The 17,069-nt window shown below is 70.5% G+C and carries 16 protein-coding genes and 2 pseudogenes; 13 read left to right on the forward strand and 5 right to left on the reverse strand.

Annotation, left to right across the window (positions count from 1 at the left end; translation table 11 throughout):
• Positions 1-14: 14 nt before the first annotated feature.
• The 8 genes from OG542_RS36345 (at position 15) to OG542_RS36380 (ending at position 8,150) form a co-directional block, all read left to right on the forward strand.
• The gene (locus OG542_RS36345; protein WP_189724105.1) at positions 15-239 is read left to right on the forward strand and encodes a hypothetical protein; all 225 of its coding nucleotides are present in this window, start codon (positions 15-17) and stop codon (positions 237-239) included.
• 66 nt (positions 240-305) lie between these two features.
• Positions 306-536 carry a hypothetical protein gene (locus OG542_RS36350; RefSeq protein WP_184595163.1) on the forward strand — a complete coding sequence of 77 codons (231 nt, stop codon included), beginning with the start codon at positions 306-308 and terminating at the stop codon, positions 534-536.
• 147 nt (positions 537-683) lie between these two features.
• Complete coding sequence (locus OG542_RS36355; RefSeq protein ID WP_328416547.1) at positions 684-1,727, forward strand: NUDIX hydrolase; 1,044 nt, start codon at positions 684-686, stop codon at positions 1,725-1,727.
• Positions 1,728-2,032: 305 nt separating this feature from the next.
• On the forward strand, positions 2,033-3,064 hold the full coding sequence (locus OG542_RS36360; protein WP_311129883.1) for an ABC transporter permease: 1,032 nt from the start codon (positions 2,033-2,035) through the stop codon (positions 3,062-3,064).
• A gap of 76 nt (positions 3,065-3,140) precedes the next feature.
• Complete coding sequence (locus OG542_RS36365) at positions 3,141-4,817, forward strand: ABC transporter substrate-binding protein (protein WP_328416550.1); 1,677 nt, start codon at positions 3,141-3,143, stop codon at positions 4,815-4,817.
• Between the two features lie 74 nt (positions 4,818-4,891).
• Positions 4,892-5,884: an ABC transporter permease gene (locus OG542_RS36370; protein ID WP_328416552.1), complete on the forward strand. Its 993-nt coding sequence runs from the start codon at positions 4,892-4,894 to the stop codon at positions 5,882-5,884.
• Positions 5,885-5,919: 35 nt separating this feature from the next.
• Positions 5,920-7,020, forward strand: coding sequence for an ABC transporter ATP-binding protein (locus tag OG542_RS36375; protein ID WP_328416554.1), 1,101 nt, complete (start codon positions 5,920-5,922; stop codon positions 7,018-7,020).
• Positions 7,021-7,046: 26 nt separating this feature from the next.
• The gene (locus OG542_RS36380; RefSeq protein ID WP_328416556.1) at positions 7,047-8,150 is read left to right on the forward strand and encodes an ABC transporter ATP-binding protein; all 1,104 of its coding nucleotides are present in this window, start codon (positions 7,047-7,049) and stop codon (positions 8,148-8,150) included.
• 4 nt (positions 8,151-8,154) lie between these two features.
• Here the strand turns inward: OG542_RS36380 and OG542_RS36385 are convergent.
• Together OG542_RS36385 and OG542_RS36390 are read right to left on the reverse strand one after the other, a co-directional pair.
• A pseudogene (locus OG542_RS36385) lies at positions 8,155-8,463 on the reverse strand (MBL fold metallo-hydrolase); the annotation flags it as partial.
• 132 nt (positions 8,464-8,595) lie between these two features.
• Positions 8,596-9,951, reverse strand: coding sequence for a dipeptidase (locus OG542_RS36390; RefSeq protein WP_328416558.1), 1,356 nt, complete (start codon positions 9,949-9,951; stop codon positions 8,596-8,598).
• Positions 9,952-10,084: 133 nt separating this feature from the next.
• On the opposite strand from OG542_RS36390, the gene OG542_RS36395 reads away from it, so the two are divergent.
• A complete protein-coding gene (locus OG542_RS36395; protein WP_311129877.1) occupies positions 10,085-11,326 on the forward strand; it encodes a geranylgeranyl reductase family protein in 1,242 nt (413 codons plus the stop codon).
• Here OG542_RS36395 and OG542_RS36400 read toward each other — a convergent pair.
• Positions 11,310-11,759, reverse strand: a complete 450-nt coding sequence (locus tag OG542_RS36400) for a nitroreductase family deazaflavin-dependent oxidoreductase (protein ID WP_328416562.1) — start codon at positions 11,757-11,759, stop codon at positions 11,310-11,312. The genes OG542_RS36395 and OG542_RS36400 overlap by 17 nt on opposite strands.
• A gap of 185 nt (positions 11,760-11,944) precedes the next feature.
• Here OG542_RS36400 and OG542_RS36405 point away from each other — a divergent pair, with 185 nt between their 5' ends.
• From OG542_RS36405 to OG542_RS36415, 3 genes and pseudogenes are all read left to right on the forward strand, one after another.
• Positions 11,945-12,655, forward strand: a complete 711-nt coding sequence (locus OG542_RS36405) for a TetR/AcrR family transcriptional regulator (RefSeq protein ID WP_328416564.1) — start codon at positions 11,945-11,947, stop codon at positions 12,653-12,655.
• Between the two features lie 123 nt (positions 12,656-12,778).
• A pseudogene (locus OG542_RS36410) lies at positions 12,779-13,998 on the forward strand (sensor histidine kinase).
• Between the two features lie 37 nt (positions 13,999-14,035).
• Complete coding sequence (locus OG542_RS36415; RefSeq protein ID WP_328416566.1) at positions 14,036-14,701, forward strand: response regulator transcription factor; 666 nt, start codon at positions 14,036-14,038, stop codon at positions 14,699-14,701.
• Here the strand turns inward: OG542_RS36415 and OG542_RS36420 are convergent.
• The gene (locus tag OG542_RS36420) at positions 14,662-14,946 is read right to left on the reverse strand and encodes a DUF6332 family protein (protein ID WP_184595197.1); all 285 of its coding nucleotides are present in this window, start codon (positions 14,944-14,946) and stop codon (positions 14,662-14,664) included. The genes OG542_RS36415 and OG542_RS36420 overlap by 40 nt on opposite strands.
• 95 nt (positions 14,947-15,041) lie before the next feature.
• Positions 15,042-15,959: a class I SAM-dependent methyltransferase gene (locus OG542_RS36425; RefSeq protein WP_328416568.1), complete on the reverse strand. Its 918-nt coding sequence runs from the start codon at positions 15,957-15,959 to the stop codon at positions 15,042-15,044.
• Between the two features lie 114 nt (positions 15,960-16,073).
• On the opposite strand from OG542_RS36425, the gene OG542_RS36430 reads away from it, so the two are divergent.
• Positions 16,074-17,069 carry a branched-chain amino acid ABC transporter permease gene (locus OG542_RS36430; protein ID WP_328416569.1) on the forward strand — a complete coding sequence of 332 codons (996 nt, stop codon included), beginning with the start codon at positions 16,074-16,076 and terminating at the stop codon, positions 17,067-17,069.

A 17,069-nucleotide genomic window follows, 5' to 3' on the forward strand; every position in this document is an offset into this window, starting at 1 on the left:
CGCACCCTGGTGCCATGGCGTCCGTGAAACCCGTCGTGGTCTACCCGCCGGCTGTGGACGGTGGCCGGCGGGTCCGTGTGGACGACCAGTTCCTCGGGATCGCGTACGGACTGCTGGACGTGGCCGAGTTCCTGCGGCGGGCGGGGATCGAGGACGCGGACGAGGCGTACGCGGCGGCGTCGGGGCTGATCGAATGGCGCGGCGGCGGGCCCGGGACCTGGGACACCGGTCCCGAATGACGCCGTCGTGTCGCCCGAACGGCCCAGTGGCGTGACCCCGGAGCGGGTCAGGCAGTTGAGTCGGGCATGAAGAAGCGCAGCATGCTCGCCATCGCCTCCCTGGCCACCGGCTTCGTCGTCGCGGCGGTCACCCCGTCGCACGCTGTCGGAGAGAAGCTCCCCGGGATCAACGTGGACGAGACTCTCAACACGCTCAACCAGGCCGTCGGCAAGGACGGCCTGTCCGTGGCAGGGAAGGACGGCGTCCAGAAGAAGAAGGGTGCCCAGAAGAAGGGCGTCCAGAAGAAGAAGGGCTGACGAGCCGCTCCGGCCTCGGCCCACGGCGCCGGCGCTCCCCCTGCGAGGGGGGCGCCGGCGCCGTCGTCATGCGCCCTCAACTGGGGCTGGTTTCCGTGGCAGGGTGGAGCGGGCAAGCCTCAGGGGGCCAACAGCAGAGGGGGACCTGTGACCGTCGTCTGGATCAACGGCGCGTTCGGTGCGGGGAAGACCACCACCGCACAGGAACTGATCGAACTGATCCCGAACAGCACGCTCTTCGACCCCGAGGTCATCGGCGGAGCGCTGCGGTATCTGCTGCCGCCCAAGCGCCTCGCCGAGGTCGGCGACTTCCAGGACCTGCCGATCTGGCGACGGCTCGTGATCGACACGGCGGCCGCGATGCTCGCCGAGCTCGGCGGAACCCTGGTCGTCCCGATGACGCTGCTGCGGCAGGAGTACCGCGACGAGATCTTCGGCGGCCTGGCCGCGCGCAGGATTCCGGTCAGCCACATCCTGCTCGCTCCGGCCGAAACGATACTGCGGGAGCGCATAGCGGGCCGCGAGGTTCCGCGGGACCTCCCCGACGGCGAGATACGAATACGCCAGTGGTCCTCCGACCACATCGAGCCGTACCGGGCCGCGCTCGCCTCCTGGCTCACCGCGGACGCGCACCCGGTCGACACCAGTGACCTCACGCCGTACGAGACCGCCGCGCGCATCGCCGACGCCGTGCACAGCGGCTCCGTGCCCGTCTGCGACATCGTGCAGACGCCCGAGCCCACCGCCGAGACGCTCGCCGCCGGTGTGCTCCTCTTCGACGAGCAGGACCGGGTGCTGCTCGTCGACCCCACCTACAAGGCCGGCTGGGAGTTCCCCGGCGGGGTCGTCGAGCCCGGTGAGGCGCCCGCGCGCGCCGGTGTGCGGGAGGTCGCCGAGGAGACCGGCATACGCCTCGACGAGGTACCGAGCCTGCTCGTCGTGGACTGGGAGCGTCCCGCGCCCCCCGGGTACGGCGGCCTGAGGCTCCTCTTCGACGGCGGTCTCCTCCACTCCGCGGAGGCCGGCCGGCTGGTGCTGCCCGGGCCGGAGCTGCGCGACTGGCGGTTCGTCACCGAGGAGGAGGCGGCCGATCTGCTGCCACCGGTGCGCTACGAGCGGCTGCGCTGGGCCCTGAGGGCGCGCGAACGCGGAGCGGCGTTCTACCTGGAGGCCGGGGTGCCGGTCGGCTGAGCCGGGGTCCGTGGTCGTGCCCTTTACCCGGCGCGGGGGATTCCGAGGGAAAAGCAAAAGGAAACGTACCCGGAGGCAATGCCAATCACTGCCCAAGGGATCTCCCTCATTCCTTCACGCGGGGGCTAATCACATTCCCCGCTCTCGTCAACACTTTTCCATGACCGCAAACAATCCCTTTTCTGGCCCCTGCGCGGCTTGACCGGCCTCGCACGGCATTGCGAAAGTCCGCAATGTCTCACGGCGGCGCTCACGACCGCCACTCAATTTCCTTGCCCCAGGGGCAGATCCGGGATGTCCGTACGATGACGACGCAACACCAGCCGGTCGACGCCGGCGGCGGCACCGCGCTGCTGACCGAGCCGTCGACGCAGGACAGCAGACCCGGCGGCCCGGTCGTCGCCGGCCGCTCACCGGCCCAAATGGCCTGGCGGCGAATCAGGCGGGACAAGGTCACCACGGCCGCCCTGGTGGCGACCGTCCTGTTCATCGTGATCGCGCTGCTCGCGCCGGTTCTCACCGCGCTGACCAGCTGGGGACCGATCACCCCCGACAACAACGCGATCAACCCGGACACGGGCAACTTCCCCTACGGATCGCTGGGCGGCATCAGCGCCCAGCACCTGCTCGGCGTCGAACCGGGTACGGGCTACGACCTGTTCGCCCGCATCGTCTACGGCCTGCGCACCTCCCTGTACGTGGGCTTCGCCTCGGCCGTCCTGTCCACCGTGGTCGGTGTCGTCGCGGGTCTCGCGGCCGGCTACTTCGGCGGCTGGGTCGACTCCCTGCTGTCCCGGGTCATGGACGTGATGCTGGCGTTCCCGCAGCTGCTCTTCATCATCGCGCTCACTCCGGTGATCCAGAACGCGCTGCAGACCAACACCCACGGCGGCACCGACGAGAACCTCCGTCTCCTCGTCCTGGTCCTCAACATCGCCGTCTTCGCCTGGGCCTACACCGCCCGCCTGGTGCGCGGACAGGTACTGTCCCTGCGCGAAAGGGAGTTCGTCGACGCCGCGCGGCTGATGAGCGCCGGCCGACGGCACATCCTCTTCCGGCAACTGCTGCCCAACCTGTGGGCGCCGATCCTGATCTCCTTCGCGCTGGCCGTCCCGCAGAACATCACCACCGAGGCGGCCCTGTCGTACCTGGGTGTCGGCGTCATCCCGCCCAACCCCGACTGGGGAGCCCTGCTCTCGGACGCCTCCCAGTTCTTCCTCCAGGACCCGATGTACCTCTTCGTGCCGGGCGTCCTGCTCTTCCTCCTGGTCCTGGCGCTCAACCTCCTCGGGGACGGCGTCCGGGACGCCCTGGATCCCCGCGCCCGGCGCGGCTGACCGGGCCACCCCCCGAGTATCGGCCCGGCGGTCCCACGAACGGCCGCCGCGCCCGTAGCAAGAAGGAGTTTCCTCAATGACGCGCAGCACGCGCAGATCGCGCACGGTCGCTCTCACGGCCTCCGCCGTGGTGATCGCCCTGGGGGCCACCGCATGCGGAGGTTCCTCCGGCACGACGGGAAGCGGCGCCCCCGGAAAGGGCGGCACGCTGACCATTCTCGACAAGGCGGACTTCGACCACCTCGACCCCCAGCGCGTCTACACGACCGAGGGTTCGAGCATGGACGAGGAGATCGTCCGGACCCTCACGGGCTGGGACGAGACGGGCTCGACGCCGAAACTGGTCGGCGACCTGGCCACCGGCACCGGAACGCCCAGCAAGGGCGCCACCGTCTGGACCTTCCACCTGCGGCACGGCGTCAAGTACCAGGACGGCACCGAGGTCACCGCACCGGACATCAAGTACGGCGTCGAGCGGTTCTTCTCCTCCGACATCAACGGCGGCCCGCCCTACGCGGGCCAGTGGCTCGTCGGCGGCTCCGCCTACAAGGGCCCGTACCAGGGCAAGGAGCTCGGCTCCATCCAGACGCCGGACAAGTACACCATCGTCTTCCATCTGAACCAGCCGGTGGCCGACTTCAACGAGACCACCGCCATGCCCGGCTGGGCCGCCGTGCCCAAGGCCCATGACACCGGCTCGACCTACGACACCCATGTCTGGTCCGACGGCCCGTACATGATCAAGTCGTACACCAAGAACAAGGAACTCGTCCTCACCCGGAACAAGAACTGGTCCCAGGCGACCGACCCGATCCGGCAGCAGAACGTCGACGAGATGGACGTCAGGTTCGGCCAGGACGAGTCGGCCATCGACCAGCAGATCAAGGCCGACGCCGGCACCGCCCAGACGTCGATCCAGCAGTGGCCGATCGCCGGATCCGACCTGGCTTCTCTGGCAAACGATTCGTCCCTGAAGAGCCGTTACTACAAGATCCCCGCGCCCGGCATCAACTACCTGGCGATCAACACCACCCGCGTCAAGGACCTCAAGGTCCGCCAGGCGATCGAGTACGCCGTCGACAAGACCACGGTCCGCGGCGCCTTCGGCGGCTCCGCGTACGGCGACTACGCCACCACCATGCTGAGCCCCGGCATCGGCGGCTACCAGAAGTTCAGCCTCTACAGCGCCAACCCGGCCGGCAACCTCGCCAAGGCCAAGGCGCTGATGAAGCAGGCCGGCAACCCGAAGCCGGCCATGTCGATCGCCGTGGAGAACACCCCCACCCAGGAGCACTTCGCCGACGCGGTGAAGACCGCGCTGGAGCGCATCGGCATCCACGTCAACATCAGCCCGATCGACGCGGCGAACTACTTCAGCACCGTCAACAACACGAAGAACCAGTACGACCTGACCTGGGGCGACTGGATCGCCGACTGGCCGAACGCCTCCACGGTGCTGCCCACCCTCTTCGACGGCCGGCTGATCAAGAAGAACCCGCAGGCCAACCAGGACCTGTCGTACCTGAACGACCCGAAGGTCAACGCGCTGATCGACAAGGCCGCCACGATGACCGACGTCAAGCAGCGCAACGCCGCCTACGGGCAGATGGACCAGCAGATCCTCAAGGACGCCGCCGTGGTCCCGCTGACGTACATGAACTTCAGCGACATGTCCGGCTCCAAGGTCGGCGGTGTCATCCCCGACACGATCCTGGCCGAGCCGAGCCTGGTCCACGTCTACGTCAAGCACTGACGCCTCTCCTCTGAACCCCGCCGGCGGTTCCGGCCGCCGGCGGGCATCCCACTCACGTCAGGTCCCGGCACCCCATGTTTCGTTACCTCATCAGACGCCTGCTGGCAGCGGCCGTGATCATGCTGGTGATCACCACGATCACCTTCTTCATCTTCTTCGCGCTGCCGTCCGACCCCGCACTCCTGGCCTGCGGAAAGACCTGCTCCCCCTCCCGCCTCGCGGAGATCAAACACTCGCTGGGACTGGACCAGGGCTATCTGACGCAGTACTGGGAGTTCCTCAAGGGGCTGGTCGCCGGCCGTGACTTCGGCGACCAGAGCGTCCGTATCCACTGCGGCGCGCCCTGCCTCGGCGTCTCCTTCCAGACCGACACCCCGGTCCTGACCACGCTGCTCCAGGACTTCCCCGCGGACCTCTCCCTCGGTCTCGGCGCCGCGGTCGCGTTCCTGATCCTGGGCGTCGGCCTCGGCACCGTCGCCGCGGTCCGCAGGGGCAGGGCCGCCGACAAGGCGGCGGTCGGACTGGCCCTGTTCGGCGTGTCGGTGCAGATCTACTTCATCGGCCTGCTCCTGCTGTACCTCTTCGTCGACAAGTTCCAGATCCTGCCGACCTCCGGCTACACGCCGATCACCGAGGACCCGTCCGGCTGGTTCCAGGGGCTGCTCCTGCCGTGGACCACCCTGGTCATCGTCTACCTCGCGATGTACACCCGGCTCAGCCGGTCCTCCATGCTGGAGGTCTTCGCCGAGGACTACATGCGCACCGCCCGCGCCAAGGGCCTGCCGGCCGTCACCGTCGTCCTCAAGCACGGGCTGCGGGCCGCCATCACCCCGATCATCACCATCTTCGGCATGGACGTCGGCTCCCTGATCGGCGGCTCCGCGGTCATCACCGAGTCGGTCTTCGGCATCAACGGCATCGGCAAGCTCGCCGTCGACTCCGTCCAGAACTCCGACCTGCCGGTCATCCTCGGCACCACGCTCTTCGCCGCGACGTTCGTCGTCCTCGCCAACGTCGTCGTCGACCTGGTGTACGGCCTCGTCGACCCGCGCGTACGCCTCGCCTGAGCCCTTCCTCGTCCTTAGCGTCCTTAGGAACACCCGTGTCCGTTCAGACCTCACCGCAGCCCGCGGACGTCACGCCCGCACCCGCACCCTTCCTCGACGTACGCGACCTGAGGGTGCACTTCCCGACCGAGGACGGCCTCGTCAAGTCCGTCGACGGCGTCTCCTTCACCCTGGAGAAGGGCAGGACCCTCGGCATCGTCGGCGAGTCCGGCTCCGGCAAGTCGGTGACCTCGCTGGCCCTGCTCGGACTGCACAAGGGCACCCGCGCCCAGGTCTCCGGAGAGATCCGGCTGGAGGGCAGGGAACTGGTCTCCCTGCCCGAGGCCGAGATGCGCGAACTGCGCGGCCGCACGGTCTCCATGATCTTCCAGGACCCGCTGTCCGCGCTGCACCCCTTCTTCACCGTCGGCGCCCAGATCGCCGAGGCCTACCGCGTGCACCACAAGGTCCCCAAGAGGGAGGCCAAGGAGCGGGCGGTGGAGATGCTGAAGCGGGTCGGCATCCCCCAGCCCGAGCTCCGCGTCAGGGACTATCCGCACCAGTTCTCCGGCGGCATGCGGCAGCGCGCCATGATCGCCATGTCACTGGTCTGCGACCCCGCCCTGCTCATCGCCGACGAACCCACCACCGCCCTGGACGTCACCGTCCAGGCGCAGATCCTCGACCTGATCCGCGACCTGCAGGAGGAGTTCGGCTCCGCCGTCGTCATCATCACGCACGACCTGGGCGTGGTCTCCGACGTCGCCGACGACATCCTGGTGATGTACGGCGGCCGCCGGATCGAGTACGGCACCACCCGTGAGGTGCTCAAGCAGCCTCAGCACCCCTACACCTGGGGCCTGTTGCAATCGATGCCGCACCTCACCGGCGACGTCGGCGAGCGGCTGAACCCCATCCCCGGCACGCCGCCGAGCCTGATCAACCTGCCGGACGGCTGCTCCTTCAACCCCCGCTGCGCCTACAAGGGCTGGGTGCCGGAGGGGCGGTGCACCGTGGAACGGCCCGAACTGCGCCTCGTCCCCGGCAGCGCGGGGCAACTCGCCGCGTGCCATCTCACCGACGAGGCCAAGCAGGAGATCCGCGGCGGAGCCGGCCCGGACGAACGGGGCGCCGCGGCCGCACGGGCCGCGCAGTGACGGCGGCGGACGAAAGGGAGCATGCCGTGAGCACCACCCAGCCCCTCACCGGGCAGACCACCGACCGCCCCACCGGCGAGAACCTCCTCGAAGTGCGCGGTCTGCAGAAGCACTTCCCCCTCCGGCAGGGCATCATCTTCCAGCGGCAGATCGGGGCCGTACGAGCCGTCGACGGCATCGACTTCGCGGTCGGGCCCGCCGAGTCGCTGGGTCTGGTCGGCGAGTCCGGCTGCGGGAAGTCGACCACGGGCCGCCTGATCACCCGGCTGCTCGAACCCACCGGCGGTTCCGTCCTGTTCGACGGCGAGGACATCACCCACCGGCCCGCCGCACGGATGCGGGAAGCCCGCCGCAACCTCCAGATGATCTTCCAGGACCCGTACTCGTCGCTGAATCCCCGGCACACCGTCGGCACCATCATCGAGACGCCGATGCGGCTCAACGGCATCAACCCGTCCCAGGGCCACAAACAGCGCGCCCAGGAACTCCTGGAGACCGTGGGCCTCAACCCCGAGCACTACAACCGCTATCCCAACGAGTTCTCCGGAGGCCAGCGCCAGCGCATCGGCATCGCCCGCGCCCTCGCCCTGCGGCCGAAGCTGATCGTCGCCGACGAGCCCGTCTCCGCGCTGGACGTCTCCATCCAGGCGCAGGTCGTCAACCTGCTCCAGGACCTCCAGCGGGAGTTCGGCATCGCCTTCGTCTTCATCGCCCACGACCTGGCCGTCGTACGGCACTTCTCCGAACGGGTCGCCGTGATGTACCTCGGCAAGATCGTCGAGGTCGCCGACCGGGAGTCGCTCTACACCCGGCCCCGGCACCCCTACACCCACGCGCTGCTGTCCGCCGTGCCCGAGGCCGACCCGGACGCCACAGAGCGGCGCGAACGCATCCGGCTGGCCGGGGATGTGCCCTCACCGATCGATCCGCCCTCCGGCTGCCGCTTCCGCACCCGCTGCTGGAAGGCCCAGGCCAGGTGCGCCTCCGAGGAACCACCGCTGGTGCGCGTCGAGGGCAGCCCCGCGGGCCATCTGACCGCCTGCCACTTCCCCGAGGAACCCACGGTCGCGGCGCGCGCCGAGGATATCGTCCTGGACCCGGCGCTGGCGGAGCTGAAGGAGAGCCTCTGACCGCTCAGGCGTGTGCCATGGCCCGCAGCGCCTCGGCCGCCCGCCGCGTCACCGGATCCCCGTGGCCGAAGCAGGCCACCTCCGCGTCGAGCTCCGCGAGCCGGCGGCAGGCGGCGAGGACGGCCGGACGGTCGAGGTTGAGCACACCCGGCATCACCGTACCGTCGATGGGCGACGCCGCGACCGTGTCCCCCGTGAACAGCACCCCGTGCTCCGGGAGATGGAGCGCGATGCTGCCGTGCGTGTGTCCCGGGACGTGGATGACGTGCGCCCCGCCGCCCGCGTCCAGGACCTCGCCGTCGGACATCGCCGTCGCTCCAGAGGTAGGCCTGGCCGACCGGGAAACGCAGGAGGTGCAGGCGGGGGAGAAGCTCGATGACGTCCATGGGACGACCGTAGAAAGGCCCCCGCCCGCAGGCGAGGGCCTCTGCCGAGGGCAGAGCGGTCAGCTCGCCGCGTAGGTACGCAGGAACAGCGCCTCCGCCACCGACAGCCGCTCCAGCTCCTCGGGGGACACGCTCTCGTTCACCGCGTGGATCTGGGCCTCCGGCTCGCTCAGCCCGATGAGCAGGATCTCCGCACGCGGGTAGAGGGCGGCGAGGGTGTTGCACAGCGGGATGGAGCCGCCCTGGCCCGCGTACTGCATCTCCTGGCCCGGGTACGCCACCGCCATCGCCGCGGCCATGGCCTGGTAGGCCGGGCTGGTCGTGTCCGCGCGGAAGGCCTGGCCCTGGCCGATCTGTTCGGTGCTCACCCGCGCGCCCCACGGCGTGTGCGCCTCCAGGTGCGCCTGGAGCAGCTTGGTCGCCGCGGCCGCGTCCACACCCGGCGGCACCCGCAGGCTGATCAGCGCCCGGGCGCTCGCCTGCACGGACGGGGTGGCGCCGACGACGGGCGGGCAGTCGATGCCGAGGACCGTCACGGCCGGACGCGCCCAGATGCGGTCGGCGACCGTGCCGGACCCGATCAGCTCGACGCCGTCCAGCACCTTGGCGTCCTGCCGGAACTGCTCCTCGTCGTACTGCAAGCCCTCCCAGGCCCTGTCCGCGGCGAGCCCCTCGACGGTCGTCGAACCGTCCTCGGCGCGCAGCGAGTCCAGGACGCGGATCAGGGCGGCGAGCGCGTCGGGCGCGGCACCGCCGAACTGGCCCGAGTGCAGATTGCCCGCGAGCGTGTCGACGCTGACGCGGACGAGGGTCATACCGCGCAGCGTGGAGGTCACCGTCGGCAGGCCGACGCGGAAGTTGCCCGCGTCGCCGATGACGATCGTGTCGGCCTCCAGCAGGCCCGGGTGCTCCTCGGCGTACCGCTCCAGACCGCCGGTGCCCTGTTCCTCCGAGCCTTCGACGATCACCTTGACGTGGACGGGCACGCCGCCGTTCGCCTTCAGCGCCCGCAGCGCCAGCAGGTGCATGATCACACCGCCCTTGCAGTCGGCGGACCCACGCCCGTACCAGCGCCCGTCCCGCTCGGTCAGCTCGAACGGCGGGGTCGTCCAGGCGGCCTCGTCCAGCGGCGGCTGCACGTCGTAGTGGGCGTAGAGCAGGACGGTCTTCGCACCCGCGGGGCCGGGGAGGTAGCCGTAGACCGACTGGGTGCCGTCGGGCGTGTCGAGCAGGGCCACGTCCTGGAAGCCCTCGGCGGCGAGCGCGTCCGCGACCCAGCGGGCGGCGCCCTCGCTCTCACTCCTCGGGAACTGGTCGAAGTCCGCCACCGACCGGAAGGCCACCAGTTCGGTGAGCTCCACCATCGCCTTCGGCATCAGCGAGGCGACGGTCTCGGCGACCGGATTCGACGACATGGGCACGCTCCTTGTGGGTGCGACGTTGAAGCAGTGAGTGCTGTAGATCCTCCCACAGCGGGCTGTGACCAGGTCCGCCGTAGGATGCGGGAGACAGCAGGGCAGGCGGCTTGATCGGGAGCAATAGACCATCGTGAGCAGCGAGAACTCTTCGGCGGACGACGTGCGGCAGGTGTGGGACGTCGTCGTGGTGGGTGCGGGACCCGCGGGAGCTTCGGCCGCGTACGCGGCGGCGGTCGCCGGGAGACGCGTGCTGGTGCTGGAGAAGGCGGAACTGCCGCGGTACAAGACGTGCGGCGGTGGCATCATCGGCCCCTCGCGCGACGCCCTCCCGCCCGGCTTCGAGTTGCCGCTCAAGGACCGGGTGCACGCGGTGACGTTCTCGCACAACGGCCGCTTCACGCGGACCCGCCGGTCCAAGCAGATGCTGTTCGGGCTGATCAACCGGCCCGAGTTCGACCAGCAGCTCGTCGAGCACGCGCAGAAGGCGGGCGCCGAACTGCGTACGGGCGTCACCGTCCAGCGGGTCGAGCAGCACGGCTCGGAGGTGCCGGACCGGCGCACGGTCGCCGTCGTCCTGCAGGGCGGCGAGGTCCTGCTCGCGCGGTCCGTTGTCGGGGCGGACGGCAGCGCCAGCCGCATAGGGGCGCATGTCGGGGTCAAGGTCGACCAGGTCGATCTCGGTCTGGAGGCGGAGATCCCGGTGCCGGAGACCGTCGCCGAGGACTGGAAGGGGCGGGTGCTCATCGACTGGGGTCCGATTCCCGGCAGTTACGGCTGGGTCTTTCCCAAGGGCGACACCCTGACGGTCGGGGTGATCTCGGCCAGGGGCGAAGGTGCCGCGACCAAGCGGTACTTGGAGGAATTCATCGGGCGGCTGGGCCTCGCCGGCTTCGAACCGAGCATCTCCTCCGGGCACTTGACCCGCTGCCGGGCCGACGACTCGCCGCTGTCGCGCGGCCGGGTGCTGGTCTGCGGCGACGCGGCGGGGCTGCTGGAGCCGTGGACCCGTGAAGGCATCTCCTTCGCGCTGCGGTCCGGCCGGCTCGCGGGGGAGTGGGCGGTGCGGATCGCCGAGGCGCACGACGCGGTGGACACCCGCCGGCAGGCCCTCAACTACGCGTTCGCGGTCAAGGCCGGGCTCGGCGTGGAGATGAGCGTCGGCAAGCGGATGCTGACGGCGTTCGAGCGTCGACCCGGTCTGTTCCACGCGGCCCTGATGACATTCCGCCCGGCCTGGAAGGGCTTCAAGGACATCACGCGGGGCGCGACGTCGCTGGGTGAGATCGTCCGCACCCATCCCATGGCCCAGCGGGCGCTGACGGCGGTGGACCGCCGTCCCACGACGAGCGGCGAGGTCAGCTCGTCACCGTGATCTCGAAGACCGGGTGGTCGGGGGCGATGCGGCGCAGCTCGTCGCCCGGGGAGTCCGGCCCCACTCCGTTGAAGAAGACCCCGACCTCCGCCTTCCAGCGCTTGAGGTAGGCGCGCAGGATCGGGGTCTTGTCGTCGTCGGCCACCTCGGTCGCGGTGAACGTCTCCACGCGCTTGCCGAGGTGCAGCTCGCCGCCGCCCGCGGCACGCATGTTGTGCGTCCACTGGACATGGCCGCGGGGCGCCACCAGGTACTGCCGGCCGTCCAGGGTCAGCAGGTTGACCGGGGTGGTGCGCCACTGGCCGCTCTTGCGGCCGCGGACGGCGAGGACACGGGAGCCCCAGACGCTGATGCCGCGGCGGGTCATCCAGGCCACGAAGCGGTTGAGGACGTTGACGGTGACCCAGCCGGGCTTCTGGACGTGTGTGGACATGGGGTCCCCCTGGTCTCTGTTCGATGGAGCGGTGCTCTCGTCGTTGTCGGCGAGTGAGCGCTGCTCTCTTTTGTGAGCGCTGCTCTCTATCGCTGGGTTTCAGTCTGCCCGAGATCGGTGCTCCAAAGCAAGAGCGCTGCTCTCGTTTGTGTGCACTGCTCTGCTTTCATGGCACACTTCCCCGCATGAGCACCGCACACGGCGCCCGTGCCCGGGCCAGGATCGAAGTCACCGCGGCCATCAAGGACGAGGCCCGCAGACAGCTCGCGGCCGAGGGCGCCGCCAGGCTCTCCCTGCGGGCCGTGGCCCGTGAGCTCGGCATGGTCTCCTCCGCGCTGTACCGCTACTTCCCCAGCCGTGACGACCTGCTGACCGCACTCATCATCGACGCCTACGACTCCCTCGGCGAGTCCGCCGAGGCGGCCCGCGACGCGGCCGCCGACGCCGGGCCGCCGCAGCGCTGGCTGGCCGTGTGCGAGGCGGTGCGGGGCTGGGCGCTGGAGCGACCGCACGAGTACGCGCTCATCTACGGATCGCCCGTCCCCGGCTACACCGCCCCCGAGACCACCGTCCCGGCCGCCTCCCGTGTCGGCCTGCTGTTCTTCGGCATCGTGCGCGACGCCTACCGCGGCCCGGGGCTGGCCAAGCCGTCGCTGCCGGCCGACCTGCGCCCGGAGGCCGAGCGGATGGCCGCCGACCTCGCGCCGGATCTCCCGCCGGAGACGGTGACGGCCCTCGTCGCGGCCTGGGCCCAGCTGTTCGGGCTGGTCGGCTTCGAGCTGTTCGGGCAGTTTCACCGGGTGGTGGAGGACCGGGAGGCGTTCTTCCGCCACGCGGCGGGGCAACTCGCCCACGGGGTGGGGCTGGTGTATCCGCAGCGCGGGCCGGCGTCCTAGAGCCCGGCCGGAGCCCGACTGGGGTCCGAGGCACTGAGAGGCCTCCGTACTTCCCCAGGAGTACGCGTGATCACCACGCCTGGGTGACGCCGCTCCGGGCGGGCGGCGTCTAGCGTGACCGGTATGGACGAGCAGCGCGTGCGGGGTGGCCCGCCGCAGTGGTGGCGCCACGGGCCTCCGTGGTGGGGCCGGTGGGGGGAAGGGGACCGTGCGCCCCGGTGGCCCTGGCGGTCCACCGTCGCGGTCACGGTATTCGTGCTGGTCGGTTCGGACTTCGCCGCGCACGGTCAGGAAGGCGAGCGGGCGGCGCTCGACCCGTTGGCGCGTGTGCTGCTGCTGGTGGCCGGAGGGCTGCTGCTGTGGCGGAAGCGGTATCCGGTGGCCGTGGTCTTCGGCACGGCGGGCGCCGTCATGCTCTACCTGGGGGCCGGGTATCCGTACGGGCCGGTGCTCTTCACCGTCGCATTGGCGTGCTTCAGCGCGATCGTCGCCGGGCACCGCTGGGCGGCGTGGGCCGCGATGGGAACGCTCTGGGCCGGGCACGTCCTGGTGGCGCACCGGCTCTATCAGTGGCTGCCGCCGTCGGGGGACTCCGCTGCTTCCTGGAGCAAGGAGATCGTCGTTGCCACCTGGGTGGTGGCGATCGCGGCGGTGTCGGAGTTGTTCCGGGTCCGGCGCGAGCAGTGGGTCCGGGAACGGGCCGAGCGTGCCGAGGCCGAGCGGCGGCGGGCCGACGAGGAGCGGCTGCGGATCGCGCAGGAACTGCACGACGTCCTGGCGCACAGCATCTCCGTGATCAATGTGCAGGCGGGGGTCGGCCTCGCGCTCCTCGACACCGACCCCGAGCAGGCCCGCACGGCGCTCACCACGATCAAGGACCAGAGCAAAGAGGCGCTCGGCGAGGTGCGCCAAGTGCTCGACGCCCTGCGTGCGCCCGGCGCCGCGCCCCGTGCCCCGGCGCCCGGGCTCGACCGGCTGTCCGAGCTGGTGGAGCAGGCGGCGAGCGCGGGTCTCACGGTCGAGGTGGAAGGAGAGCCGCCGCGCCTCGCGCCCGGCACGGACCTCGCCGCCTTCCGGATCGTCCAGGAGGCCCTGACCAACGTCGTACGGCACTCGGGTTCGCGGCATGCGCGTGTGCGCCTCGCGCACGACGCGGACGTGCTGCGGCTGCGGGTCGACGACGACGGGCCCGCGACCGGCGCCGACGCGGGCGGCAGCGGCAACGGGCTCGTCGGTATGCGGGAGCGGGCCGCCGCGCTGGGTGGCACCATCGAGGCGGGGCCCCGCCGGACGGCGGTTTCCGGGTGCTCGCCGTACTGCCGCTGACGGCGTCCGGCAGGTGAGCCGACAGCGGGCCAGAGGACGACGCAAGGAGGACCGGTGATCCGCGTACTGCTCGCCGACGACCAGTCACTGGTCCGGGCAGGGTTCCGGGCGCTGCTCGACGCGCAGCCGGACATCGAGGTGGCCGCGGAGGCCGCCGACGGCGAGGAGGCCGTCCGCCGGATCCGTGAACTGCGGCCCGATGTCGTCCTGATGGACATCCGCATGCCCGCGCTCGACGGCCTGGCCGCGACCCGGCGGGTCACCGAGGACTCCGACCTGAAGGACGTCAAGGTGGTCATGCTCACCACCTTCGAGCTCGACGAGTACGTCTTCGAGGCGATCCGCTCGGGTGCCTCCGGCTTCCTGGTCAAGGACACCGAACCGGACGAACTCCTGCGCGCGGTAAGGGCGGTGGTCGCGGGCGACGCACTGCTCTCGCCGGGGGTGACGCGCCGGCTGATCGCGGAGTTCGCGGCCCGCTCCAAGGAACCCGCGGCGGCCCACGCCCTGGCGGGTCTCACCGAGCGGGAGCGGGAGGTGATGGCCCTGGTCGGCATCGGCCTGTCCAACGAGGAGATCGCCCGCCGTCTGGTCGTCAGCCCGCTCACCGCGAAGACTCACGTCAGCCGCACCATGGTGAAGCTCGGCGCCCGCGACCGGGCCCAACTGGTCGTTCTGGCCTACGAGTCGGGACTGGTGCGGCCGGGCTGGCTGGGCTGAGCCCCCGACCGGAACCGGAACAGCACACTGACGACCCGGGCGACGAAGAGCACGGGCGCGAGCACGAGCCCGGCGCGCAGCAGCAGGGTCTCCAGCGTGTCCGGAAGCTCGAAGAGCAGTGCGGGACCGGCCACGGCCCCGAAGACGACCGCCGCCGCGAAGGCCGCGCTGCACAGCGCGTACCCGATCTCGACGGTGACCGCGTCCCGTTCGGCCTGAGTGCGCCGTCCCCCGTGACTCGTCATACGGCGAGTCAAACAGGAGAGCGCCCGCTGGGCAAGCGCCCCGCCCCGCCGCGCGCACTCGGGAGCGTTCTCTCAGGGGGCGGGGGCGTCGAGCCCTACTCGGGGGCAACGTCGGCGAAGCCGTACGCGGGTTTGTCGAGGACGTACGCCGTGTAGCGAGTGACGCGTCCGATGGCCCGGTGAGCCCGGATGACGGCGATGACCTCGTCCCAGTCCTGTGCGTCGAGTGTTCTGAGGCCGGGCCACCGCAGGCACAGGGCCTGGCGGCCGGCCCGGGTGGACGCGGTGCCGACGAACAGGGCACAGAGTTGGGCTGCCCTGTGGAGCACGGGGGTGGTCCAGTCGAGGATCCGGCGTGTGGTGAAACCGGCGGCGGAAGCCCTCAGCGGGTACCGCTCGTACGGCTCGATGTCGTCGAAGCGCCAGGTCCCGCGTACGAGGCCGTTCGGGTCGAGGGTCTCGATCGGCTGATCCGAACGGGAAGTGACATCCACGAGGACGAGCCGGCCTCCTGGGCGGAGCAGCCGGAAGCTTTCGCTCAGGAATGACCTACGGCCCTCATGGCCGAAGTGGAAGGCGGCCTCCAGGCAGTGCACCCGATCGAAGGAGCCGTCCGTCAGCGGGATCTCCGCTGCCCGGTCCGGCAGAGCCGTGGCGTCGGCGACGGCGAAACGGGCGCTGTCGCCGAAGCGGCGACGTGCCTGGTCGATCTGCGCGGGCTGGATGTCCACCCCCAGCGCCCGGCATCCCGCGGCGCCCAACCGCGCCGTGGTGTCACCGCGACCGCATCCGGCGTCCAGGACGAGCTGTCCGGGCCGGGCGTCCAGCAGAGCCAGCGACCGGCGAGCCAGCCGGCGCTGAAAGGGGGCCGGCCCGGCCAGGACCACGATCGGCAGGGTGGGCAGCGTGAAGTAGCCGATGTCGACCAGGCTGTCCCAGCCGAGGTGCCGCAGTACCCGGAAGAGCACACTGTCGTCGTTGTACGCACTCGCGAGGTCCCCGCTGTCACCCATCCCGCATCCTCCGATGTCCGTGGGGACCCACACCGGGCCCACTGTCCGTGTCACCGTCCCTACCTGCGCTTACACTGAGCACATAAGGGACGTTCGTGACGTACCGGAATCGCCGTGCGCTATCAGCGGATGCTCGTACCGACCCTCGCCCTGGTCCTCGTGATGGTGCCCGCGGTCTCCACGTGGGCACAGGGCGAGGAAGTCCCGCGCGGCCCCACGTTCGCCGCACGCGCCCTGCAGGCGCTGATCGACGGCATCCAGTTCGGGGTGATCATCGCGATCACATCGGTCGGACTCTCACTGATCTTCGGCACCATCCACCTGATCAACTTCGCGCACGGTGAGTTCGTCACGATCGGCGCCACCTTCGCGTTCTTCCTCAACGCCTCCGCGGCCGGTCCGGGCTGGCACCTGATTCCCGCCGCCCTCGCCGCGGTGGTCCTCGGCGCCCTGCTGGGCGGGGCGGTCGACCGCGGCATCTGGCGCCCGCTGCGGGCCCGGGGCACCGGGCTGATCAACATGTTCATCGTCACCATCGGGCTCTCGCTGCTGCTGCGCCACGTCGTCCTCGTGCTGTACGGAACCCGGCCCGCCTCCTACGCCCAGTACGACATCCAGAGCACGATCGGCCTCGGGCCGGCCGGCATCACCCCACGGGACCTCACCGTCACCCTGCTCTCCGTACTGGTGCTGCTCGGCATCGCCGCGCTTCTGCAGAAGACGCGGATCGGCACGGCCGTGCGGGCCGTCTCCGCCAACCGGGACCTCGCGGAGGCGTCGGGCATCGATGTGCAGCGGGTGGTGCTGTTCGTGTGGATGCTCGCCGGCGGACTGGCCGCGCTCGGCGGGGTCTTCTTCGGCCTGGTGGAGATCGTCACCTGGGACATGGGCTTCAAGCTCCTGCTGCTCATGTTCGCGGGAATCATCCTGGGCGGCCTCGGCTCCGCCTACGGTGCGATGGTCGGCAGCCTCGTCATCGGCATCGTCGCCCAGATGTCCACCCTGTGGTTCCCGGTCGACCTGCAGTACGCCTGGGCGCTGCTCGTCCTCATCCTCGTCCTCCTCGTCCGGCCGCAGGGCATCCTCGGCCGGGCCGAACGTGTCGGGTGA

Source organism: Streptomyces violaceus (assembly GCF_036014075.1).
GTDB classification, from domain to species: Bacteria; Actinomycetota; Actinomycetes; order Streptomycetales; family Streptomycetaceae; genus Streptomyces; species Streptomyces violaceus.